The sequence below is a fragment of the Paenibacillus jepli genome, from assembly GCF_047238105.1.
GTDB lineage: Bacteria > Bacillota > Bacilli > Paenibacillales > Paenibacillaceae > Paenibacillus_D.
The window spans coordinates 5,134,762-5,158,802 of the sequence record NZ_JBDFMD010000001.1 but is presented as its reverse complement, the minus strand read 5'-3'; the positions used below and the strand labels follow the sequence as shown (position 1 = coordinate 5,158,802).

At 53.0% G+C, this 24,041-nt stretch carries 20 protein-coding genes; 9 read left to right on the top strand and 11 right to left on the bottom strand.

The features are described from left to right. Positions 1-47: 47 nt before the first annotated feature. The 3 genes from ABC336_RS22085 to ABC336_RS22075 form a co-directional block, all read right to left on the bottom strand. A complete protein-coding gene (locus ABC336_RS22085; protein WP_413240692.1) occupies positions 48-1,673 on the bottom strand; it encodes an extracellular solute-binding protein in 1,626 nt (541 codons plus the stop codon). A gap of 67 nt (positions 1,674-1,740) precedes the next feature. Continuing rightward, positions 1,741-2,646, bottom strand: a complete 906-nt coding sequence (locus tag ABC336_RS22080; RefSeq protein WP_413240691.1) for a carbohydrate ABC transporter permease — start codon at positions 2,644-2,646, stop codon at positions 1,741-1,743. A 27-nt stretch (positions 2,647-2,673) separates the two neighbouring features. After that, positions 2,674-3,651 carry an ABC transporter permease gene (locus ABC336_RS22075; protein WP_413240690.1) on the bottom strand — a complete coding sequence of 326 codons (978 nt, stop codon included), beginning with the start codon at positions 3,649-3,651 and terminating at the stop codon, positions 2,674-2,676. Between the two features lie 484 nt (positions 3,652-4,135). Between ABC336_RS22075 and ABC336_RS22070 the strand changes: the two genes are divergently transcribed. From ABC336_RS22070 to ABC336_RS22045, 6 genes are all read left to right on the top strand, one after another. Continuing rightward, a complete protein-coding gene (locus ABC336_RS22070) occupies positions 4,136-4,846 on the top strand; it encodes a cache domain-containing protein (protein ID WP_413240689.1) in 711 nt (236 codons plus the stop codon). 56 nt (positions 4,847-4,902) lie between these two features. Continuing rightward, positions 4,903-6,441 carry a helix-turn-helix domain-containing protein gene (locus ABC336_RS22065; protein WP_413240688.1) on the top strand — a complete coding sequence of 513 codons (1,539 nt, stop codon included), beginning with the start codon at positions 4,903-4,905 and terminating at the stop codon, positions 6,439-6,441. 144 nt (positions 6,442-6,585) lie between these two features. Then, a complete protein-coding gene (locus ABC336_RS22060) occupies positions 6,586-8,040 on the top strand; it encodes a spore germination protein (RefSeq protein WP_413240687.1) in 1,455 nt (484 codons plus the stop codon). 13 nt (positions 8,041-8,053) lie between these two features. After that, complete coding sequence (locus ABC336_RS22055) at positions 8,054-9,244, top strand: Ger(x)C family spore germination protein (RefSeq protein ID WP_413240686.1); 1,191 nt, start codon at positions 8,054-8,056, stop codon at positions 9,242-9,244. Positions 9,245-9,247: 3 nt separating this feature from the next. Further along, the gene (locus ABC336_RS22050; protein ID WP_413240685.1) at positions 9,248-10,330 is read left to right on the top strand and encodes a GerAB/ArcD/ProY family transporter; all 1,083 of its coding nucleotides are present in this window, start codon (positions 9,248-9,250) and stop codon (positions 10,328-10,330) included. Positions 10,331-10,441: 111 nt separating this feature from the next. Further along, the gene (locus ABC336_RS22045; RefSeq protein WP_413240684.1) at positions 10,442-11,443 is read left to right on the top strand and encodes a hydroxyacid dehydrogenase; all 1,002 of its coding nucleotides are present in this window, start codon (positions 10,442-10,444) and stop codon (positions 11,441-11,443) included. Between the two features lie 100 nt (positions 11,444-11,543). Here the strand turns inward: ABC336_RS22045 and ABC336_RS22040 are convergent, their stop codons facing one another. The 8 genes from ABC336_RS22040 to ABC336_RS22005 form a co-directional block, all read right to left on the bottom strand. Beyond that, a complete protein-coding gene (locus ABC336_RS22040) occupies positions 11,544-12,956 on the bottom strand; it encodes an extracellular solute-binding protein (RefSeq protein WP_413240683.1) in 1,413 nt (470 codons plus the stop codon). A gap of 69 nt (positions 12,957-13,025) precedes the next feature. After that, the gene (locus ABC336_RS22035) at positions 13,026-13,874 is read right to left on the bottom strand and encodes a carbohydrate ABC transporter permease (protein ID WP_413240682.1); all 849 of its coding nucleotides are present in this window, start codon (positions 13,872-13,874) and stop codon (positions 13,026-13,028) included. 13 nt (positions 13,875-13,887) lie between these two features. Next, positions 13,888-14,778, bottom strand: a complete 891-nt coding sequence (locus ABC336_RS22030; RefSeq protein ID WP_413240681.1) for a carbohydrate ABC transporter permease — start codon at positions 14,776-14,778, stop codon at positions 13,888-13,890. Positions 14,779-14,842: 64 nt separating this feature from the next. Further along, complete coding sequence (locus ABC336_RS22025) at positions 14,843-15,538, bottom strand: glycerophosphodiester phosphodiesterase (protein ID WP_413240680.1); 696 nt, start codon at positions 15,536-15,538, stop codon at positions 14,843-14,845. 42 nt (positions 15,539-15,580) lie between these two features. Further along, entirely contained in the window at positions 15,581-16,579 is a 999-nt protein-coding gene (locus ABC336_RS22020) for a CehA/McbA family metallohydrolase (protein ID WP_413240679.1), read from the bottom strand. Beyond that, positions 16,560-17,048 (bottom strand): hypothetical protein, encoded by a 489-nt coding sequence (locus tag ABC336_RS22015; RefSeq protein WP_413240678.1) that lies wholly within the window; start codon positions 17,046-17,048, stop codon positions 16,560-16,562. Before ABC336_RS22015 ends, ABC336_RS22020 begins: the two co-directional genes overlap by 20 nt. Positions 17,049-17,714: 666 nt before the next feature. Continuing rightward, positions 17,715-19,175 (bottom strand): IS66 family transposase, encoded by a 1,461-nt coding sequence (gene tnpC, locus ABC336_RS22010; RefSeq protein WP_413240677.1) that lies wholly within the window; start codon positions 19,173-19,175, stop codon positions 17,715-17,717. 160 nt (positions 19,176-19,335) lie between these two features. After that, complete coding sequence (locus tag ABC336_RS22005) at positions 19,336-20,349, bottom strand: LacI family DNA-binding transcriptional regulator (RefSeq protein ID WP_413240676.1); 1,014 nt, start codon at positions 20,347-20,349, stop codon at positions 19,336-19,338. Positions 20,350-20,489: 140 nt separating this feature from the next. Between ABC336_RS22005 and ABC336_RS22000 the strand changes: the two genes are divergently transcribed. The 3 genes from ABC336_RS22000 (at position 20,490) to ABC336_RS21990 (ending at position 24,023) form a co-directional block, all read left to right on the top strand. Further along, positions 20,490-21,479: a LacI family DNA-binding transcriptional regulator gene (locus ABC336_RS22000; protein ID WP_413240675.1), complete on the top strand. Its 990-nt coding sequence runs from the start codon at positions 20,490-20,492 to the stop codon at positions 21,477-21,479. Between the two features lie 163 nt (positions 21,480-21,642). Then, positions 21,643-22,716 carry a glycoside hydrolase family 53 protein gene (locus tag ABC336_RS21995; RefSeq protein WP_413240674.1) on the top strand — a complete coding sequence of 358 codons (1,074 nt, stop codon included), beginning with the start codon at positions 21,643-21,645 and terminating at the stop codon, positions 22,714-22,716. A gap of 86 nt (positions 22,717-22,802) precedes the next feature. Beyond that, on the top strand, positions 22,803-24,023 hold the full coding sequence (locus tag ABC336_RS21990) for a sugar ABC transporter substrate-binding protein (protein ID WP_413240673.1): 1,221 nt from the start codon (positions 22,803-22,805) through the stop codon (positions 24,021-24,023). Positions 24,024-24,041: the final 18 nt, after the last annotated feature.

Below are 24,041 nucleotides of genomic sequence, written 5' to 3'. Positions count from 1 at the left end.
GCTGATTATGCCCGCCAAGGCAAAAATCAACCGCCTTCTTCGATTGCCTAGCTGGCGTTCTCGCTGTCCCACTGATCGTAGGCTTCCTGATAGATCTCGACGACGCGATCGCTGCCCATACGCTTCAACTGAGCGACATAGGTTTCCCAGTTGGAGAGCGGCTCCACACCCGTCACGAACCGCGCTTCCATCTGCTTGACATACGTATCCAGATCGGACATCAGCGCCGATACCTCGGTCTGCCGCTCATTGCTGAGATAGACGCGCGGGAACGGCGGCTTGGCGATCGGCACCAGCTTCTCCTCGTTCTGCTCGATGATCCAGTCGTCGAGCTCAGAGCGCAGCCCGTTCGTCAGCTCTGGGATGTTGACCCCCGGTGTGACGATGCCGTAGTTCGGTGTCAAGGTCGCCCGGTATTCCTCGCGGTCGCCGCCGCCCGGCACCTCTTTGAACCGCTTTACTTTATTCGCTTCATCCTCGTACTCCCACATGAGCCCTTCCGGTCCTTGCGTCCACAGGGTGGCGCCTTCGTAGCCGTATTGATAGTCGATCCAGCGCATGGTCGCCTCGGGATGGCTGTTGCTCGACGTGATGGCAAAGTTGCCGTTGGACGAGATGCCCGGATGCTTCCCGTATACCGGCGTGCCGGCGATCTCACTGCTGACCGGCGTCATCATCGGATCGGTCGTCCGCGGCTCGCCGCCCAGCGTGAAGTAAGGGTGATAGTCGCTGAAGAGCGCAACCTGGTTTTTGGAGCCCTTGGCCTTCTTCATGTCATCGGTCTGGGAGAACGTCTCATGATCCAGCAGCTCTTCTTCCCACAGACGGTTCAGGAAGGTCAGATAGCCCAGGTAGCCTTCTTCCTGCGGCGTATAATGAACTACACCCTCGCTGTCTGAATAATACACCTCGTTGTAGATGCCCCAGAAGCCCAGGAAGTACATTCTCAGGTCGTCCAGCTTTACGGAAGTAAGCGGGATCTCATCGGCTTCGCCATTGCCGTTGGGATCCTCCTCCTTGACCCGCTTCAGGTACTGGTACAGCTCCTCTGTCGTCTGCGGCTCGCTGGCGCCGAGCGCCTCGAGGAACTTGCCGTTGTACCACATCGGACCGCGATACCAGACAGCAGTCGTATCGATGAAAGGCAGGGCGTAGATATGACCGTCCGTCGTCGTGATCGACTTGCGGACATCCGGGTTGGCGTCCAGCACCGCTTTCAGATTGGGCGCGTAGTTGTCGATCAGATCCTCCAACGGGATCAACAGGCCCTGCGTACCGTAGTTGACCTGCTCGGCAGGCGTCAGATCGGCCGCATACAGCATATCCGGCAGCTCGCCGCTGGCGAACATCAGATTCTTCCTGGTCGGGAAGCTGTCGATCGGCGCCGTCTGGAATTCAACCTTGATATTGGACAGCTCCTCCATCGCCTGGATAGTAGGCATCGAGCTCCAGTCGGCCATCTCGGCGCTAGGCGCCAGCAAACTAAGGGTGATGGTCTCCTCCACGATAGGGAAGCCGTCTGCGCTTACGCTCACATCGCCGGCATTCCCGGCATTCCCTGCATTCGTAGATCCCCCCGTCTCCCCGTTGTCGGACGAACAGGCCGCAGCCAGCATGGAAATCGCCAGCAGCGACGACAGTGCCGTCATCCCTTTCTTGTACCCCTTCTTCATAGACATACCTCCCTTGAAATATGACGCCTTGCTGACCAAGCGACATGACAATAATGCTATGGCAAGATCATCCCTTGACGGAACCGATCATGACACCTTGGACAAAATACCGCTGCAGGAACGGATACAGCACGATGACCGGAAGCGTGGCCACGATAATAACGGCATACTTGACGAGGGCCGCCACCTCCGCCTTGTTGTTGAGCGAGGTCGCCTGATCCGCATTGACCGCGCCGGATTGAGCCGACATCTGCTGCAGCACGAGAATCTGGCGCAGCACCAGCTGCAGCGGATACTTCGACTGATCATTCAGGTAGATCATGGCGGAGAAGTAGTTGTTCCAATGCCCGACCCCGAAGAACAGCGCCATGACGGCGATCAGGGCAGTCGACAACGGCAGGACGATCTGGAAGAACAGCCGGAAATCGCTGCAGCCGTCAATCTCGGCCGCCTCCTGCAGTTCCTTGGGCATCGTCGACTGGAAGAAGGTGCGGCAGACGATCAGGTTCCACACCGACGTTGCTGCCGGCAGGATGAGCGCCCACATCGTATTGACGAGCCCGAGATTCTTGACGATGAGATAGGTCGGGACAAGCCCGCCGCTGAAAAACATGGTCACCATAAACAACGCCATGAACAGATTGCGCCCCACCATATCCCTGCGGCTCATCGCATAAGCAGCCGGCAGCGTCACAGCGAGATTAACCGCCGTGCCTACGGCCGTATAGATGATCGTATTGAGGTAGCCGTTCCAGATCGCCGCGTCCTCGAATACCCGCTTGTAGCCTTCAAAGGTAATCTGCTTGGGCAGCAGCCACATCTCGCCCGAAGCCACCACATTGGGATTGCTGATCGATGCGCTGACAATATAGATGAGCGGATAGGCGACAACGACCAGCGCCGCCGTGAGGATAATGTAGACGAGGACCAGAAACGCCTTGTCGCCTTTGGTTTCCTTGATTGCCGATACCATGATTGCCTCTCTCCTTTCTCCCGCCTGCTACCAGAGGCTGTTCTCGCTTGTCCGCCGCACGACCTGGTTGATGATGATGAGCAGCGCCGCATTGACGACCGAATTGAACAGGCCGACGGCCGTGGAATAGCTGTACTGCGCCTCCAGTAGACCGATCCGGTAGACAAACGTCGCGATGACGTCCGAGGAGGTCATGTTGAGCGGATTTTGCAGCAGCAGGATCTTCTCATACCCTACACTGAGCAGATTGCCGACGTTGAGGATCATCAGAATCGTGATGGTCGGCAGAATCACCGGAAGGTTGATGTGCCGGATCCGCTGCACCCGGGATGCCCCGTCGAGAATCGCCGCTTCGTGCATCCCGGGGTCGACCGCCGATAATGCCGCCAGATAGATGATGGTGCCCCAGCCCGTAGTCTGCCAGACGTCCGACAAGACATACATCGTCTTGAACCAGCGGGGATCGGTCAGGAAGTTCGGTGCCGAGATGCCCAGCGCCTCCAGCAGGTTGATGATCATCCCCGAGGAAGGACTGAGAAAGGTGATGATCATGCCCGCCATGACGACTGTCGAGATAAAATGCGGGGCATACGTGACGGTCTGAACCGTCTTCTTGAAAAAGCCCACCCGGATCTCGTTGAAGGCGAGCGCCAGCAGGATCGGCAGCGGGAAGCCAACGGCCAGGCCATATAGACTGATGCTGAGCGTGTTCCATAACAGATCCCAGAAGTAATAAGAATTGAAGAAGCGGGAGAAATGGTCCCAGCCGATCCAGTCGCTGCCGGCCATCCCGAAGGCGGGCACATAATTTTTGAAAGCGATCTGAATCCCGTACATCGGCAGATAGTTGAAGATGAGAACGGTCAGCAGCGCGGGAGCCATGAAAACGTACAGCCGCCAGCCGCGGACGATCTTGGTAAGCGTCTTCCGCTTGCCGCGTCTGCTCTCCTGCAGGACAGCCCCGGCGGACGCGTCGAGTGCAGCCTTGCCGCTCCCTTGTGTCATTGTATCCTCCCCTTTCTTCTCTCCGGCAAGTCCCCGGGGATCAACCACCGGGCCGCTTCCCCGTAGGTCAGCTGACTAACCCAAAGTCTAGCGGTCGGGCAGCAGCCCGTAAACATGTCATTTTAGCTCCGGCGGGAAAGACAGGCGAATTTGGCACACTAAATATGTCAGAATAGCTAACGGATGAACAAACCGCTTTTCACCCCCCCTGTTTCCTCGTCCGCAGAAACATGTTATTTTTGACGCGGCCGGGAGCATTCTTCATGCAGACGTCGCGATCCCAAACTCAGGAAGACAGCGTATTCATTCATGGGCGGCAAGGATTTCCGCTTCTGAACCAACAGAGACGGGAGAAGGTGAAGTAAAAAAAGACATACCTGCGCCTCTTCTCATTTCAGGAAAAATAGTGTACGGTTATCGTCATAAACAACCAATCGATTAAAACGCATTCATTGAAAATTAATGTAAAGACAAGGGGGCACGTATGAAGCTGAACTATTTCAAATCCAAGCTGTTCATGAGATACATGTCATCTTATCTGCTAGTTTTGCTTATACCTCTCATCTGTCTAACATTGCTGATCTACCATAATGCCGTCAACAACTTGCGCTCGGAGATCGAGCAGTCCCATCTGAACCAGCTTCTCCAGGCTGAGACCATCGTCAACAACCATATGAAGCAATTGGGCGACATCTCCTCTTATGCTGCATACGACGAACGTCTCGCCCGTTACCGCATAGATGATCCTTATTATGTTCTTGAAGCCAACGAAGCGCTCAAGCTCTACAAAGCGACAAGTCCGATTATCGAGGAGATGTTCCTCTACTACCGGGGCGACTCCAAGATCTTCTCCTCAGAGGGCATGAACACACTCGAGGTGTTCTCCGGTACGTTTAACTTCCGCAACTGGAGCGCCGCCTCCATCGCCAGGGACTTGAATGAACTGCAATACGCCACGATGCGGCCCGCCGATCTGTTCAACCGGAGACCGGGCTTCAACCAGTCCATGCTGACTTATCTGGTGCCGATCACGCCGAACAGTCCAACTCCTCACGGCACCTTGATGTATGTCATCCGGGAATCCGAGTTGACCGGACTGATCGACTCCATCCTGGGCAGCTATCAGGGGTCCTCCTATATCGTGGACCGGAGGGACGCATCCTGGCCGCGAACAGCAACCGGGAGGCGCCGCTGACCGAGCATGAGCTGCAGCAGGTCGTCTCTCTGGAGCCGGGCATCCATAATGTCCGTTTGGACGGCATCGATCATTCCGTCGTCTCGATCAAGTCGACGCAGAACAGCTGGCGGTACGTCACGCTGATGCCGAGCGCCCAATTCTTCAGCAATGTGCTGCATATCCGCAGCTTCATCATCGTGCTCTTCTCTGCAGTCGTCCTGCTCGGCGGCTTGTTCGCTCTGCTGCTCGCGCGCAGACAGTATCATCCGATCCTCAACCTGTTCGAGTATGCGAACTCCAAAGTGAGAGAGCACGAGCCCGCAGACGGTGCTGCCCATTCAGACAACGAGCTGGAGCATATCCGCTCCGCGCTCCAGGAGTACAGCGACCGCGTCGATCTGCAGGAGCCCTATGCCCGCAACCATCTGCTGCTGATGCTGCTGCGCCACGGCAATGTGAGCCGTCTGCCGACCAAGCTGCTGCAGACGCTCGATCTTTCTTTTGACCGCAGCCGGCACTTCGCGATGCTGATCGGCCGCAAGGATGCCGCTGCAGAGCCTGACCTCCCGCTGGAGTGGCAGACGATGCAGCAGCTGCTCTTCGAGGTCGAGTTCCCCGAGTACGGCGCTCGCGTCTACAGTGTAGAGCTGCCCAAGCCGGATCAGATCGCGCTGATCGTGAGCTACGACAAGCTGGCTTCGATGGAGGAGCAGCGCCAGCTGCGCGGGATCGTCCAGGCCGCGCATGACCATCTGCACGACATCTATCAGCTGCATCCCCTGATCGGCGTCGGCTCCTGCTACGATAACCCGGACCGGCTCCATCAGTCGTTTGTCGAAGCCTGCTCGGCTTATGAATCGCGGCTGTCGCCGGGCGGCGGGACGATCTCCTACTTCAGCAAGCTCTCCTCGGCCAGCGAAGAGGCGAGCTGGCTTCCCAAAAATGTGCTGCTGCTGCTCGATCAGAGCTTGAAGCAGGGCAACCGGGAGGTCGCGGAGCAGACAGTCCGCGAAGCCGTGGATTATTTGCAAACGCCCGGACTGTCTGTCAAATTCGTGCGGTACATGAGTGTCGACATGGTCAATACGATCGTCAAGACCGCCCTGGAATCCGGCGTCGCCCATGTGGGCACCAAGCTCCCGGCCCAGGTCTCCTTCGCCTCGCTGGACGAATTGTACCGGCACTGTCTGAACCTGGTCGCCCATGTGTGCGATCAGGTGGAGTGGAAGGAGGAGAAAGAAACTCATTCCCTGATGGATCAGATCCTGGCGTATATCGACGCCCACTATATGGACCATAACTTGAGTCTGGAGGAGATCTCGTATAAGTATTCGATCTCGATGTCTTATTTCAGCCGCTCCTTCAAGGAAAAAGTGGGGATCAACTTCGTGCAGTACATCTGGAAGAAGCGAATGGCTGCCGTCATTACAGATTTGACAACCACCAATGATCCGCTCAAGGACATCATCCAGCGGGTCGGCTATCTGGACACGCCCAACTTCATCCGCCGTTTCAAGAAGGAGACGGGGCATACCCCCGGCCAATACCGCAAGCTGTTCTCTGGCGGCAAGGGCGAGGCGGGCTCGGCCAAGCCTTCATCGTCATCCTTGTAGGAAGTGAGACATCAAAACCAATAGCCTAATCCCTTCTATAGCCTAATCCCTTCTGGCAATGTCAGGGGATTAGGCTATTTAATTAGTCGGTTAAATTCTACATTTTTGAACATAATATGCGAAAATGGAAAGGGAGGGGCTATATTGAACCGCACGAAAAAAACGGATCGCCAGTTGCAAAGGCAGCTCGGGCAATTCATTAACGAGCTTGGAGACAGTGCTGATTTATCCATTCGCGAATGCGAGATTGGTTCCAACCGGATACCGATCGCCGTCTTGTGGATTGACGGGATGGTTGACACGAAAACGTTGAGTGAGAGCGTCTTGTCTCCATTACTTGCCCAGTCCCATGATTTAGATTTTTCCAGATCGGAAGATTTTTTCAACTTACTAAGAGATACGGTTATTACCGCCAAAAAAGTCACAAGCACAGTCTCACTGGACCAGGCGATTACCCTGCTATTGTCCGGGCATACGATCGTGATCAGGGAAGGTTGCGAAAAGGGGATTGCGGTTGAAACCGTTGGCTTGGAAACGCGCAGCATCGAAGAGCCTACTTCAACTGTCGTGGTGCGCGGTCCGCGCGACGGATTTATTGAATCGCTCGATGTGAATGTCTCTCTCATACGTCGGCGTATTTTGAATAAAAAGCTTCGGGTCGAAAAGCTGACAGTCGGCAGCGTTACCCACACCACGATTCTGATCCTGTATTTGCAGGACCGCGCTCCGGAAACCACAGTCGAAGAAGTACGCAATCGGATCAAAGGCATTCAGATCGATGGTGTGCTTGAATCGCACTATATTGAAGAATTGATCAGAGACAACGCCCGCTCTCTATTCCCAACCGTTTTTAGCACAGAACGGCCCGACGATGTTGCGGGCGGCATCATTGAAGGAAGGGTTGCGGTGATGGTAAATGGCACGCCGTTTGTTTTGCTTGTTCCCTGCACGCTCTTTCATTTAATGAAGACCTCGGAAGACTTATACTTGGCCTATCCGGTCACAACCTTCGTCCGTTGGCTTCGTTTTACCGGCTTGTTCATTGCATTATTATTGCCATCCTTCTATGTGGGAGTGCTTATGTATCATCCCGAGATGTTGCCGCCTTATCTGCTCAGCAGTATTCTCTCCGCACGCGAAGGTGTGCCGTTTCCTCTATTGATTGAGGCGCTGCTGATGGAACTTACCTTCGAGGGCTTGCGGGAAGCAGGCATTCGCATGCCTCGCGCAGTTGGCTCGGCGATCAGCATTGTCGGGGCGCTTGTCATTGGGGAATCGGCAGTAAGGGCGGGAATCATTTCTTCTCCGACCATCATTATCGTAGCAGGGACAGCGATTTCCACATTTATTATCCCATCCATCGACCTGTCCGGCGCTATTAGGCTGCTTCGGTTTTTCATGCTGATTTGCGCCTCGTTGTTTGGGTTATACGGCATCTTAATCGGCTTGCTCCTGATTGGTATTCATTTGACGACTCTCCGTTCTTTCGGCATGCCGTACTTGGCTCCGCTTGCCCCTTACAGGCGGGACGAAGCAAGGAAAACGCTGATGCGCGTACCATGGTGGACATTGCGAACTCACTTCAGAAAGAACAAGTGATTGGAGGGTTGGGATGTATACTCGAAAGCGGCATCGTTCCCGCATTTCACTCCATGTGTTGAAGGGGATATCCGCACTTGCTTTATTGATCTTTGCAAGCGGCTGTTGGGGGCACAGAGACATTGATCAGCTCACAGTGGTTGCAGCGATCGGACTGGATGCGGCTCCTGACAATCACATCGAATTGAGCGTGCAGTTAGTGAATCCTACACTGCCAGTGGCTGCTGGCGCAAACGGACAACGGCGACCTTTCGCTATGTATTCGGCTAAAGGCGAAACGATGTTTCAGGTGATGGAGGATATTCATAAACAGGCGAAAAAAGATCTCTTTTTTCAACAAACACGGATCATTCTTATCGATGAAAAGCTGGCCAGACGCGGACTGGAGGATTATCTAGATTTCTTCTATCGCAATACGGAGCAAAATCCGCTCAGTTTGATCTTGATTTCGAAAGCCACAGCTCGCTCTACACTGCAAAATGCAAAAGAGTTAAAAGAAGTTCCATCCGACGAATGGAGTGATTATTTTAAGAACGGGGTGGCGTTTACGCCGAATATGTATCAGTTCTTGCCTCGGATGGATCAAATTGGTCATCAACCCTATGCGGCAGGGATTGCTCCCATATCAAAGGGGAATGAAGAAATCTTAGCCATTGGAGGGCTGGCGGTATTTAAGCAGTATAAGCTGGTCGGCTGGCTGACAGAAATGCAATCGCAAGCGCTTGGGTGGCTGCAAGGCGAGATGCGAAGCGGAGTGATGCAATTTGCACTATCCGAAGAGGATTCAAAGCCTTCAGTATTCGAACTGGATCACATTCGAGTTCGCCTGGTTCCCGTCGTTCATGGCAACCAGGTTGCGTTTCGGGTGAGCATCCGGGTAAATGCTGATCTCAAATCGTCCGTCCGAAATCTGAACTTGACAAATATTCAATCCAACCGGGAGCTAGAAATAAAGCTGGCCGAACAAATTCAGGAAATCGTTGAACAAACGATTGATCACATATGCAAAACGCATAACAGCGATATTATCGGTTTTGGTGAAGCGGTGCATCAATACTATCCGCGGACATGGAAACAGGTCGGCCCCCGTTGGCATGAAGTGTTAGCGGAACTCGAGGTTCAAGTAGACGTATCGGCTCACCTTATTAAAGCCGGACTAAAAAGCGATCGAGGCGAATTGCTTCAGAATGGAAAAGAGGGATGAGGCTTGAAACAATATCAGATTTCAGATATTCAATTCTTTTTAATCATTTTTGTTTCCGTCACTTCCCTCACTTTTTTCTCTATCCCTACTCAGCTTATTCCAGAAGTGAAGCAAGACTTATGGTTGTCGATGGCGATCGGCGCAGTCATCGACATCTATGTCGCCTATATTCTTTTTTGGCTTGGCAGGAAGTATCCCGGTCAGTCGCTTATCGAGTATAGTCGAAGCGTACTTGGTCCAATCGGGAATGTGTTCGGCTTTATTTTTGTCCTGTTTTTCTTTCTGGTTATCGTCTCGTCCATGTGGTTGTTCAGCAAATTTCTGTCAACAGCGTTGATGCCTGAAACACCGGGAATTATGTTTTCAGCAACCATGACACTGGCGATTAGTTGGACGGCTTACCACGGTCTGGAATCGATCGCCAAAATGGCCCAAATCATTTCGATGCTTATTCTTGGGGCATCTATATTGTTAATTCTGCTTTCGATTCGGCAGGTGAACCTTCATTTTTTGCTGCCCCAGTTTGAAAACGGGCTGGGGCCTGCAATCAAGGGGGCTGGATTCACAGCGAGCTGGTTTGGCATTTGCATCGTAATGGCAATGTTAATGCCATTCATGAGAAATCAGGAACGCACATTCAAGATGAAAATTTCTGCCGTACTGCTGGGTACGCTCGTCATGACGATGACATTTCTGTGCTGCCTGACTGTTCTCGGCCCCTATATGGCCAGTCAAATCGACTTTCCGATTTATTATTTTTCGCGGACGCTGCATCTTACTTTTATCGAGCGATTCGATATTTTATTGATGCTCATTTATATTTCTGGAGCATTCATCACTTTTTCGACACTGTATTATGCTGCATCATTGGGGGCGGCACAGTTGTTTGGAACCCGGTCGCATCACGGCTGGGTGAAAGGTTTTGCGATATTTTTCATCGCTAGTCCGCTTATCCCAATGAGCAATAACGCTTCAATTGCTTCGCAGTACTTTGACTTCTGGTTTCCGCTGTTCGCCTTGCTCATTGAGGGAGGAATTACAACAATCATTTTTATTGTCGCATTCATCAAGGACAAGCTCGTATGACGTGTTCTGTAAGCTACATCAAAAAACCTATCAGAAAAACAATGCCACATGTTATGATCAAAGGGGTGAGATGATGGAAAATCCAATACAAAATCTGCGGGAGGACTAATCGTGTTAAAAGGGATCTACATTTTGAGTGAGAAATCATACCCCGAAATCTACCCTGAGCATGTTCGCAAAAAGATAGACAATCAAGTACTTATGGTTCCCCAGCCATATACGCCTGAATCGATCGCGGAGTCGGCGCATGTGCTGCAGGATGTGGAGTTATTGTTCTCAGGCTGGGGCGCGCCCAAGCTGGATGAGGCATTTTTGAAAGCGGCTCCACGTCTGAAAATGGTGTTCTATGGCGCAGGCTCGGTCAAAGGCATGGTCACCGAAGCGTTCTGGAGACGCGGCATCCGCTTGACCAGCGCTTACGCGGCCAACGCCATACCCGTAGCGGAGTACACGGTATCGCAAATCGTCTTTGCGCTGAAAAACGGCTGGCGCTTGTCCCGCGCTTACCAGGACCGCAAAACGAACAACCGTATTAAACTGGATATCCCCGTCGTAGGCACCTTTGGCAGTACGGTCGGTCTGATCTCGCTGGGCATGATCGCGCGGCAAGTGTGCCAGCGGCTCAAAGCTTACGATATGAACGTTATCGCGTACGATCCCTTCGCAACCCGGGAACAAGCCGAGGCGATGGGCGTGCAGCTGTGCTCGCTTGACGAGCTGTTCGAACGCTCCGATGTCGTTTCTCTTCACGCGCCATGGCTGGAAGAAACGGTGGGCATGATCACCGGTGAGCATTTTCGCCGCATGAAACCTGGCGCCACATTCCTGAACACGGCGCGCGGCGCGATTGTCCGCGAGCCTGAGATGATCGAGGCGCTGCAGGCGCGGCCGGACTTGTTTGCGATTCTGGACGTGACCTACCCTGAGCCCCCGGCTGACGACTCCCCCTTGTATACGCTGCCCAACGTGGTGCTGACGCCCCATATCGCCGGCAGTATGGGCAACGAGGTCGCTCGGATGGGTATGTTTATGGCGGACGAGCTCGGCCGGTATCTGGCGGGCGAACCGCTCGCATGGGAGATTGACGAGAAGAAGGCAGCCATTCTCGCTTAAGAAGCCCGGCTTCCACTGGACAACGCGCTCCCTCTGCCCGAGTCACCTGGTACGGGGGAGCCTGTCCCGATGGGGCCGGGCATGCCGTGCTATTCTTTTACTACTGCTGCTTTAACCACTTGGCGCTTTCTTCTTGCGCCTTCTTCATGGCATCCGCCGCAGACAACTCGCCTAGCAACACGCGCTCCACGTTTTCGGACAAAATGTAACGCGGCTGGCCGGCACGGTACGGGTAACGCGGCGTCCACAACTGGCTCATGCTCTTCAATATGACTTCCATTTGCGGGATCTCTTTTACGCTGTCCCAATCGGCAGCCGCTTTTATGACCGGCATGCTGTGTGAACGCTGATCGGTCCACATGTATTGCTGGAACATTTCGCTGCTGCTAAACTTAAGCCATTCCCACGCAAGATCCTTATTATTGGCTGAAGCGCCGATGGAAAACGGACTGCCCGCGAACATGCTGCCCGTGCCGGTCGTCGGATTCTTGAATAGCAAGGCAGCCTGGTACCGGTCCTCCTGGCCAAATGTCTCAGCTTCATTAATAAAGCCTGGGGGCATGCGCAAATGAATCGCAACGTTATTGTTGTCGCGAAGAAAATTCTCAAAGCCTTGTCCCGCCAATACGCCTGCCGGCGCATACTTGGTCGCTTCTTTCAGCCAATCCATTGCCTGGATCATCGTATCGCTGTCAAATTCGAGCTTCATGCTCTGCCACAAGAAACCTTCGCCCCACTGTCCGCCAAGCGCTTCGTTGATATTCATAACCGTATCTGCGGCATCCGATCCTTTGTAAGCCAAGCCGTAGTTTTGCTCGCCGGTTTTCGGATTCGTGCCCGTCATGGCCGCAGCCTTCTCCATAATTTCATCGAGCGTCGGGGATTCCGACAGCGGCTCCACTCCCCAGTCTTCGAACAGCTGGCTGTCGTATACGATGACTCTGGTGTCGCCGATAAATGGCAAGCCGTAGATTTGCGGCTCTTGATCATCCGGCCCCATCGTCCTCCAACCGTCCACCTGGCCGTCCAGATAGACGCCAAGATCGAAGTTATCCCGCTCGATGTAAGGCTTTAGCGGCTCCAGCAAGCCTTGCTCCGTAAACGTCGCGATGCCAGGCACTTGGTACACGTCAGCTGCTCCCGACTGCAGCATGGTTTGCGTCTTTTCGTTGTAGTTGTCCCAACCCATCAGAATAAACTCCACGTTTGCATTGGGATATTGCTTCTCAAACTCTTCCTTAAGCACCTTTACGCCTCTGGATGTATTGCCCGAGATCGCATCCGTTTTGTCTTCCATGGAGAAATCGCCCACCAACTGGACTTTCAATGTCCCTGAAAGATCGGCATTGCCGCCTTCCGCTGTATCGTTGCTCTCCGCGGTCACCGGTGGAGCAGATGTGTTCCCATTACTGGGCGGCGCGTTGGTAGCAGCGTTGCTTCCGCATGCGGCCAGCAGCATAGTCATTGTTAATAAAGAGATTACAGTACCATTCCGTTTTCGATTGTTATACATGGGTCACCCTCCATATAAATGTGATTATAAAAAACTTTTACAGTAGCTTCTCAACCATCCTTCCATCGATCACTCTCCCTTCAGTCCGCTTAAAGCGATACTTCGAATGATATATTTCTGAAAAAACAGGAACACCAGCAAAATGGGCAGGATGCTCATGCCTGCAGTTGCCATCGTAACGCCGAACAGACGCCCACCATTCTCGGAGGAAAAGCTCGACAAAAACAGCGGCACCGTTTTTAAATGTTGATCATTGATGACGACGAGCGGCCACAAAAATGAATTCCAGCTGTCCTGAAAAGATAGAATAGCGAGCGTTGCCGTAATCGGCCCCGTAAGCGGCGCGAAAATATGGAAGAAGATTTTGAACTCTCCCGCTCCGTCGATTTTGGCCGATTCTCGAAGGCCTTCCGGCAAGTTATCAAAATATTGCTTGACGAGCACAATACCCAGGGCGTTAATCACTGCCGGGAAAATGAGCGGATATTTGGTGTTAATCAGGCCCAGCTCGTTAAACATCGTAAACATCGGGATGAGCCTCGCCTCGAACGGAATCATCATCGTCGCCAGCACGGCAAAAAACAGCAGCTTTTTTCCTTTGAATTGGCCCCGCGAAAATGCATAGCCGCCGAGCAGCGCGGATACCACGCTTAGCAAGACGCTGAAAAAGGCAATGACCAGCGAATTTCCGTAGGCCGTCATCAAGGCCCCGTTCTCGAACACCAGCTTGTAGTTGAACAGATCGAACGTTTCCGGGAACAATCGCGGGGGAAACGGGATGCTGATATTTGCCGTACGATCAAAGCTGACGCTGACCATCCACCAAAAGGGATAGATCATGATCATGCCGACGGCAAGCAGGAATAGAAACAAGAACAAACGGTTTATTTTCCCGCTTGTTTTCACACTCCGCACCATGATTATCGCCTCCTTAGATTTTCATCTTCGTTAATTTGGTGTTGATAAAGGTCAACACGAGAATAAATAAGAACAAAACATAGGTCGCAGCAGAAGCCAGCCCATACTCTTGGCCGCCAAAACCTCTCTCGAAGACGAAGCCGACGACCGTATGCAAGGAGCGCGCCGGGCTGCCCTGTAGTCCCCCCAGCATGTAGGCGTCGGCAAACCGTTGCAGCCCGCCTATCCAGCCGATGATGAACAAAATCGTCAGACTGCCGACCATGTTGGGCAGCGTAATGTAGAGCCATTGCTGAAAACGCGAAGCACCGTCGATGGAGGACGCTTCGTAATAATCGGTGGAGATCGCCTGCAGATTGGCAAGATTAATAATGATGACAAAGCCCAGCCAATGCCACACGGCGAGGAGGATGACCCCCCATTTTGCAGAAAGCGGCTGCGAAAGCCATAAGATCTTTTCAAATCCAAGCAGCTCTGCTACATAATTTAACGGTCCGTCCGGGTGCAGCATAGCGAGAAACACTGTTGCGGCTGCCACCATGGAAGTCACGTTGGGGATATAAAATAACACTTTGAAAAAGTTGGAGCCCTGGCGCAAATTGTTAATCAGGCAAGCAAGGATAAACCCGATGGGAATGGCGATAATCATTTGGAAAAACGTAATATAAATTGTGTTGTACATGGCGTACCAAAAGGTTCCCGACTGCAAAACATTCGCGTAATTGTCGAAACCTGCAAACTGTTCACTCACGCCCTTCGTAAAGCTAAGACGCAAGGATTCAATAAGCGGATACACCATGAATATCAGAATGCCAAGCAAGGTCGGCATCAAAAAAACATACCAGGCCATCTGCGGTTCTCGTTTCGACTTCCGCTGTCGCTTGGTCACTGTGCCCTGCTTCATTACAATCGCCTCTGCCGGCTTGGACATATATTCGGACAGAAGTCCTGTCCCTCCCTTCCCGTGATCATCGATCGAGCCGTTCCCTCTTCTGCCGCACAAAATCCGAAACGTCATAGACGGATATTCCGTCCACTTCCATGTCTGCGTAGCGTTCGAAAAGTACGGGACTGCCAGGCAATGTGTATATCCAGACTTGCAGTCCCAAGCCGTGCGCTTCTTCGACCAGAGCCCTCCTGCAAGATTCATAGTGGGCGTTGATCCCCCGATACCCGGCACGCGCCGCCCGGTCAACCCATGCTCCGATCTCCGACCGGTATTGCTCCTCCGGCAGCTCGGAGCTGATATTCGGCAGATTCCACATCACATGCCCTGCGTGCGGTGACTGCTCCACCAGCGAAGTCGCACCCGTGAACCACACTTGCTCCCAGGTTTCAGTTGCTTCAATGGCCGCCATGGCCGCATTTGCCGCCTCCTCCGTTTTCAAATCGAGATTGAAAGAAACGGGTACCCCTTTAAAAGCTTTTAAAACCGTGTCCAGCCTCTCCAACTGCCTTCCTCCAGAGATGAGCTCGGCATAGGTCGTTTCTTGAAGAGCTGCTATGTCATCGTGATGCAATACAGCGATATGATCCTTTGTTGTTCTGACATCCACCTCCAGCACGCTAGCGCCTGCATGATAACCTGCATAACAGGATTCAATCGTATTATCAGGCGTTCCTTCGCAGCCCGTATGGGCGATAATCTCCACTTGCCGCATCATTCTCCCTCCAAGAGGTTGTTTTTGAACTTGCATGCTAATGTCTTATTTCTCTTCGAAATAGATGGGGTTCGTGAACGCGATGGTGGCAAGCGCGCCATGAATCGGTCCGTACAATTCGACCCGAAGCCACCGTAAACCTTCAAGAGCTATAGCGCCAGACCAGCTCTCCATCCCGGCTGCGGAGACCCGATGAAGCTCTCCCAGGTTGGAGCTGATCAGGAGGCGGCAGCCTTCGTCACCTCCCCAGGGGCGGCCTGGCACCGATGCGCGGGAAATTGTGACATGGATGTCGGCCGAAGCGGCACCGCCCGCTGTACTGATCGGAATCTCATCGCCGATGCCGTAGCGCCTCGCTTCGTGGACCATGCTAACCTCCAGCACCGGCCCCATGCTAATACAGAGTCTGCCATGCCTAATCGCATCTATCACTGCCTTGGAGGAGTGATGGCTCTCTGCATCTGCTAGCCCGACATACGTGAAGGCTGACAATTCATCGCTAGCGTCAGATCTATGCCAGTCGCGGCCCGCCGTTGCGGCGATCCGGTAGCCCTGGTCCAACAGCTCCGTCCATTGTCTCCATGCGGGGCGGTTATGGTTTTTGAACGGGGGCATCATCCCGTGCCACACCTCGATGTAATCGATGGGATGCCAATCGTTAACGTCATATTCCCAGTGACATCCCGTACAGATCGGGCTGCCCAGGCTGTATGGATGAGCGATCCCTACGATGCCGCCTTGCCCATGCACGCGGGATATCCCCTTCGCAATATCGCCTTGGCCCAGGTCCCGCCATTCGCAATAAGGGGCTCCCAACGTCAGCATGTGACCGTGAAAGGTGGTCCACTCCATGCCGGGAATGATCGCCACCCCGGTGTCACGGCTGACCTCATCTGCATCCAGCAGCCCGGAGATGGTGTTGTGATCGGTTAACGCAATGCCGCCCAAGCCTAGCGAGGCCGCGGCGCGGCACATCTCCAGCAGCGTGTGCGTGCCATCGCTATGGGGTGTATGGGTATGAAGCTCAAATGGAATCCATTTCATCCGGTGCCTCTCCTCTCACGGATAATGCATAATGGCATTGCGGGGAAACGACGCAATGCACGCTAACCGTAATTTTCCATACGCCCGGTGTTATCGGCCCCGGGATGAGTCCGGGAGAGGTGGTCCGGGAATCACCGGTTATCGCATGCTGCTGTTCCGGAGCATGCCGATGCGCCGAACCGCGAAACCCGTCGGGACCGTCAATGGAAAGGGTCAATAAATTTTGCAGCGGATAGTAGTTTTCCCATTGTGCATGGTAGGCTTCTATTCGTTCCGGCTCTGTGAACCGCTCAATGGCATCCATGATCAACGGATAGGAGGCTTCTTTATCCAGAAACGATTTAGGCGCATATTTAAATTCAATCAGCACGATGGGCACGGCTTGATGAATCTCAAACTGATAAGTAATATGCATCTTGGAGCCAAGAGGCGTCAATGTCCCTTCGACCTCCAGCAAACAGCCATTCATGGCCTTCACCCCTTTCGAATACGAATGAATATGGTATCGATACCATATTCATGTGTATAAGATTAACGGTTGTTTGTAAACTGCATTACCATTTTATTTTTAGATTTTGTTAAGCAAGGTGAAACGGCTGTCGCCGTCCTCTGGCGGCGCAGCGCGTTTCATTCCGGAGAAATATAAGCCAAGTAGATGTGTAAAACATATACTTTCTTACTATTCAAGCAAAAACGACTTCGTCGCCCTAAGCGCATGCTTACGAAGCTAGTTTTGCTCCGCAAAACTCGTAGGACGTGCGAAGAGCTTTGTCGGAGAATTCTAAGCTGATATATGTGTGCAACATATAAATTCTTAGAATTGAACAAAACCTGCTGACGCAGATTGGCGAGGAGTGAGGACACAATGCCGCAATCGGGTCAACCCCCGGTAACTGATCGGACCAACCATTGGAACGGATTCAAGTAACATTTTGCACCTGGTTGTGCGGATTTCCGCCACTCGGTCGGATTCAAGTAACATTTTGCACCTGGTTGTGGACCGCGGCATCCAACCCAGCCGGGAGCACAACTTATCCACAAGAGACGGAAGTCATCATTTCCTAAACAGTAACTATTCAGGTACCTTTTTGAATGCAACACAAATAAGGAGTGCAAAGCACCCCTCAGAGGACAATTAAATGGGAAGAACAACATTTCCTTTGAGCACAGTCTGAATACTATCGAGCACTGGAAGGGAATGTTTTTTCAAGGTGGATAGGAAGCCTCGTATACGGCAAAAGGTTTTAGCTCCTTGTTCGCTACGAAACGTTCCGGAAACCTTTTGTTGCACTTTCATCATGCGTACATCCCGCTCAGCTTGATTATTATCAAATGGGATGTGGAATTCACACAAGAAGGAGAGGACTTCTAAACGACGAGATCCCAAGCGATCCAACAAATTCTTGGCTTTACTTTGCTTCAGCCTACCTTTTCGTTTCTGCTCAATGGCAGTACTCTTCATCCTTTCCTCCAACAGCCCATGTGCCAGAATGAGGTCGTATCGTTCGACAAAACCAGCTAATTCTGCTGGAGTGAAGGACTGAGCACGCTTATACCTGTCATCCACCGCGTGTTTCATGTCAACGAGTAGCTCAATCATACGACCTGCCCATAGTTGCTTCTCCTGCTCCAGAATATAGGTGAGCTCTCGAAGGTGATGCGCGTTGCACAGGGCATGTTGACACTGGTCGTAGGCCCAATAAGGCTTCCAGGCATCGTGAATGGCAACTCCCTCATAGTTAGGCAGGATGCCAGCCCCCTCAAGACCTTTCTGCCCACGATGAGCATGGATTGTAAAATGGGTGTGGCTGGCGGTACCAGCCACATGGAGCCAATGCTTTCTTCCCTTCACCTGGAGACCGGTCTCGTCGAAGTGAACAACGGGCGCCTGCAAGATTGTCTGAGCGATCTGTTCTTCGACGGGTTCCAGGCGTCTGTATAGATCGAGATTGCTATTTACAATGGTTGCTTGACTCGGAAGATGACCGAACCAATCCTTAAACAGTTCTGCGATTCGCTCGTAAGGCATCAACTGGTATTGGTTTAAGTAAATCCAAAACGCTCTCATGCCAGGGCCATACTGAGCCGGCGTGGCTGCTTCTGGAGGAAATACCGCTTTCGCGATACCGCCACATGCCGGACATTGCTTCACCTCGGCCCTGTGCTCGGTCACCTCGACATGGATCGGTGGGATGTCCCATACCTGTCTCTTTTCATAACGAATCGGTGTTTGCTCCTCTAAACATCGCCCGCAGGAGCATGAGGACAGCGAATGGACCACGATGTGGTCCGGTTTCGCAGTGAATTTTAGTGTATGTCCCGGATGCCCTTGTTGTCCTCCCACAGCGTTCTTCCCTTTGTGGCGTAAGCTCTTAGGCTGAGGTTTGTTAAAACCATCGGTGGAAGGCGGCTTGCTGCTGTTCCGGCTATTCTTATTGACTTGCTGTTCCAACGTACGAACGCGTTCCTTGAGTTCGGCTATTTCTTCACGTTGCTGTTGGATAAGCGTCGTAAACTCTTGAACAAGTCCTGTGACAAGTTGTACAACTGCATCAGGACCAGCTTCATAAACAGCCAATATATCTTCTCGTTTCATCTCACTTCAACCCTATTGGAATATTCTATCTTTATCTTGAATCTTACCACAGGAGTTATTGCGATTAATAGATGTTTTTGGAAGGACCTGAATAGTTACCCTAAACATTAAAAAAACAGCGCTCTTCTAATGAAAAGCACTGCTTAATTACACTATATAGTTAGGGCGCGAGCCTGCGGCAGCTTTCCCGCTCCACTAACGTATGCGGCAATATCACATCTTGTTCGCCGGCTGATGCTTCTTTTTCGATCATCGCATGCAGGCATTCCAGTGAAGCCTTGCCGATCTTCTCCATCGGCTGCTGCATCGTGGTCAGCGTCGGTCTGACCGCTTCCGCGATTCGGCTGCCGTCGAAGCCGATGATCGAAATATCCTGAGGCACCTTCAGACCATAGTCAAGCGCGGCATTCAAAGCCCCTACCGCCATGTCATCGCTAACGGCAAATACAACGCTGGGCAGCTCCTTCAGCTCCAGCAGCTCCCGCATCATGGTGCGGCCGCTCTCCAGCTTATAATCGCCAAACTTGATGTACTCGGATGTCACAGACAGGTTGTGGGCCTTCAACGCATCGAGATAGCCGTTTAACCGTCCTGCTCCTGAGGATTCGTCTCGCAGGTCGCCTCCGATAATAGCAATGTCGGTATGCCCCGAAGCGATCAGATAAGACGTTGCATCGTAAGCTGCGCGGTAATCGTCTATGAGTACGGAAGGCTTAGAGGGCAATGGCGATTTGACGCAAGAAAAAAGGACAGGTGTGGTCGTATTCTCAATGAAAGCCAGAATCCGTTCATCCGTTTTCTGGTGCATAATCATAATGCCATCTACGCGCATGGCCTGAAACGATTGCAAATATTTGAATTCCTTATCCAGATCCTCGGCAATATTGCAAATAATCAGGTTATACCCGTACTCGCTTGCCGTATTCTCAATACTGCTTAAGATGCTGGAGAAAAAATGGTTCGTGATATCCGGAACGATAATCCCAATCATGCTGGTCTTCTGCTTCTTCAAGCTCCGGGCGATATGGCTCGGGGAATAGTTCAAATCAGCGATCGCCTGATTGACTCTGGCCAGCAACTCCTCACTTATGTAACGTTCCCCGTTCAACACTCTCGAGACACTGGTGACAGATACTCCGGCCCGACGCGCAACATCCTTTATACTCGCTCCCACTGTACATCACCTCGACGCGATTCATTATGACAAATGGTCTAATCTCTGTCAATTGCTTGTTGTGACGGACTCGCTTCTTGTTGACATCCACCAGGTTAGCTAGTAAAGTATTTACTTAACGAGTTAACCAGGAGGTTATTATGGCTACCATCAAGCAAATTGCCGAGATGCTGGGCATCTCCAATGCCACCGTCTCAAGGGTACTGAACCATGACCCGAAGCTGTCGGTCAGCGAGCAGACCCGGGCCGCGATCTTCAAGGCTGCCGAGGAGACTGGCTACAAGAAGAAGAAAATCAATCCCAAAATAGATAATATCGCCTTACTATACTGGGTGGACGAAGGGGAACAGCTCGACAATGTCTTCTTCGAATCGATCCGCAACGACATGCTGGAGCAGGCCCAGAGCCGGAATATGACAGTCGTGCCCTATGACAAGAGTGGTGGCATCGCCGCCGTAAGTGAGGACATCACGGCCTTTATCGCGATCGGTTGGTTTGATCAGGCGGAGGTGGAGCATCTGAGGCGCATCACGTCCCATGGCGTATTTATCAACTCCAATCCTGACGAGAGCGTGTTCGACAGCGTACAGGCCAATCAGGAATCGATGATGCGGCAGATCGTGGATTATTACGTTGGCAAGGGCCATCAGCGGATCGGCTTCATCGGGGGGCCCGACTATGATATGACGACCCGCAAGCCCCTCATGGATGTACGGGAATGGTCGTTCCGGCAGACGATGTCGTATTATAATCTGCTGAATGAAGACTGCGTCTTTATTGCCGAGGGCTTCACGGTCAAGGAAGGCTACCGCATCGGTCTCGATGCCATGAACCGGCTGCAGGATGCCATGCCCACCGCGTTCTGCGTAGCCAGCGACGCACTGGCGATCGGCGCCCTGCAGGCATTCAATGAGCAGAAATGGGAGATTCCGGACCGGGTGTCCTTCTTCAGCATTCATGATATCGGGATCGCCCAATATGTCTCCCCGCCGCTCACCACCTTCCATATCGATATCTCCATTATCTGCAGCTCCGCGCTTGATCTCCTGCTCGAACGCGTCCTGAAAAACCGGACGACGACCAAGTCGGTCTATATCAACGGCACGCCCATTTTCCGAAAAAGCTGTTGAGCCCCCGTCCTGCCCACTGGCAGCCGCTTACCGGCTGCTTTTTTCGCTGATCTTGAAATCGCTCCCAATTATTCGTTGACAGTGACATCCAGCCTATGCTACTATCATCTCAAGTAAATAATTTACTATTAATATAATAAATAATTTATCAAAGGGTGAGAGAATGACATTTATTAAAGGCGTGGATATTTCCGTACAGCATGAGATCGAACAATTAGGCGCGACGTATTATGACGATGGCGCACCACGCGACGCCGTTCATATTCTTAGTGATCATGGGATCAATAGTGTCCGCCTGCGGCTCTGGCATCATCCTTATCATGATGACGGGCAGCCTTACGGCGGCGGCACCAATGATCTGGCAACCACCCTCCTGCTCGCGCAGCGAGCGGCACAGCAGGGGATGGGCTTTTTGCTGGATCTCCATTACAGTGATTTTTGGGCTGATCCATCCACACAGGTGAAGCCGAAGGCGTGGCAGGACCTGAGCGGTGAAGCGCTGGAGCAGGCTGTCTACCGCTATACCTTGGATACGCTGCAGGAATTCCGGCGCCACGCTCTGACCCCTGAGCTGGTCCAGATCGGCAATGAGATTACGGGGGGCTTGCTCTGGCCTGACGGCAAGCTCGACAACATCCCTGGCATGATCCGGCTGCTGGCAGCCGGTCTTCAAGCAGTGAAGGACTGTGACCCGTCCATCCGGACGGTCATTCATCTCGATCGGGGCGGGGACAACGCGCTGTACCGTCGCTGGTTCGACCCTATCGCAGAGGCGAAGCTCGAGTATGACATCATCGGCTTGTCCTACTACCCGTTCTGGCATGGCACGCTGGAGCAGCTGACCACCAACATGAACGATATTGCCGCGCGCTATGACAAGGATGTACTCATTGCCGAGACGGCCTTTCCCTTTACGACGGAGCCCTATGACAGTGAGATGATGATCTTCACCGAAGCCCATGCCCACACTGTGCCCTACCCTATCAATCCCCAGGGCCAGCAGTCCTTCCTGCAGGACCTGATGGAGGCTGTCCGGTCGGTTGAAGGTCAGCGGGGATTGGGATTCTACTATTGGGAGCCGACCTGGATTAATCTGTCCCAGGCTCATTGGGCCAGGGAGGCGGGTATCCGCTACTTGCATAAGAACGATACCTCCGCCAACGTTTGGGCCAACCTGGCGATGTTTGATTACAGGGGCCGGGCGCTGCCTGTCCTGAAGACCATCCGGGATTTCTAGATGCTTGTCTACCCTCGCGGGTCGGGCATACGTTCATTTGTTCGGATTGCAATCGCTTACAATATTAAATGAAGGAGGATTTACCTATGAAACGAGGAATTCAGACTGGCCTTGCTTCAGTCACGCTGCTCGCGGTGCTGTCCGCATGCAGCAACACGGCTCCGACACCTTCAACCGGCTCTTCCAACGCGGAAGGTGGCGAGTCCATCACGCTCTGGACGAACTTCCAGGTCGAGGCGGAGCTGCTGCAGCGGTATGCCGACCAATGGGCGGAAGCCACCGGCAACGAGGCAACGATCGTCCACAACAGCATCGAGCTTCAGCAATTCGCCCAGGCGACGAACAGCGCCGGTGGACCTGACGGGATCTTCGGCATCGCCAATGACCAGCTCGCCAGCTTCGTAACCGCCAATCTGGCGGCCGAAGTGCCGGACGACTTCTACAACGACGCGGACTATGTGGATGCGGCCGTCCAGGCCAGCTACATCGATGGCAAGCGCTTCGGGGTCCCGATCGCGGTGGAGACCATCACCCTGTTCTACAACACAGATAAGGTGACCGCTCCTCCGGCAACGTGGGATGAGCTGCTGCAGACCGCCCGAGACAGCGGCGGCATCAAGTTCGACGCGACCAGCATTTATTACGATCTCGGATTTATCCGGGCGTTCGACAGCTACATCTTCAACTGGGCGGACAATGCTTATGACGTCGACGATATCGGCCTCGGCAACGATGGCGCCGTGCAAGCGTACCGCTACATCCAGCAGATGGTGGGCGAGGGCTTCCTCTCCGCCGATATCACCTTCGATATTGCCCGGAGTGCCTTCGAGAATGGCGAGACCGCCTTCTACATCGGCGGCCCCTGGGACGTAGACGCATTTTCCTCCGCCGGGGTGAACTTCGCTGTCGCTCCCATGCCTACCCTGAACGACAAGCCTTTCATCACGCCGGTTGGCACGCAGGTCGGCTTCGTCAGTGCCAAGTCCGCCAAGCAAGAGACGGTGTGGGATTTCTATCAGTATCTGATCAACGAGGCCGCAGTGGAGCTCTACGAGGTAGGCGGCCGCATCCCGGCCAAGCTAAGCGTCCAGGAGCTGATCGACAGGGATGAGGCGACGGAAAGCTTCGTGGCGCAGATCGCCGACAGTGAGCCATTGCCTTCCGTGGCGGAGCTGGGGCAGTTGTGGGGGCTGTACGCCGATAACATGAGGCTGATGTTCGGAGGGACGATAACGCCGGAGGAGGCGGCCCAGTATATCGAAGCGCAGCTGCAGGAGGCCATTGAGCTGATGCGCTCAGGCGTCTAGTGAATCCCGTAAGGAGAC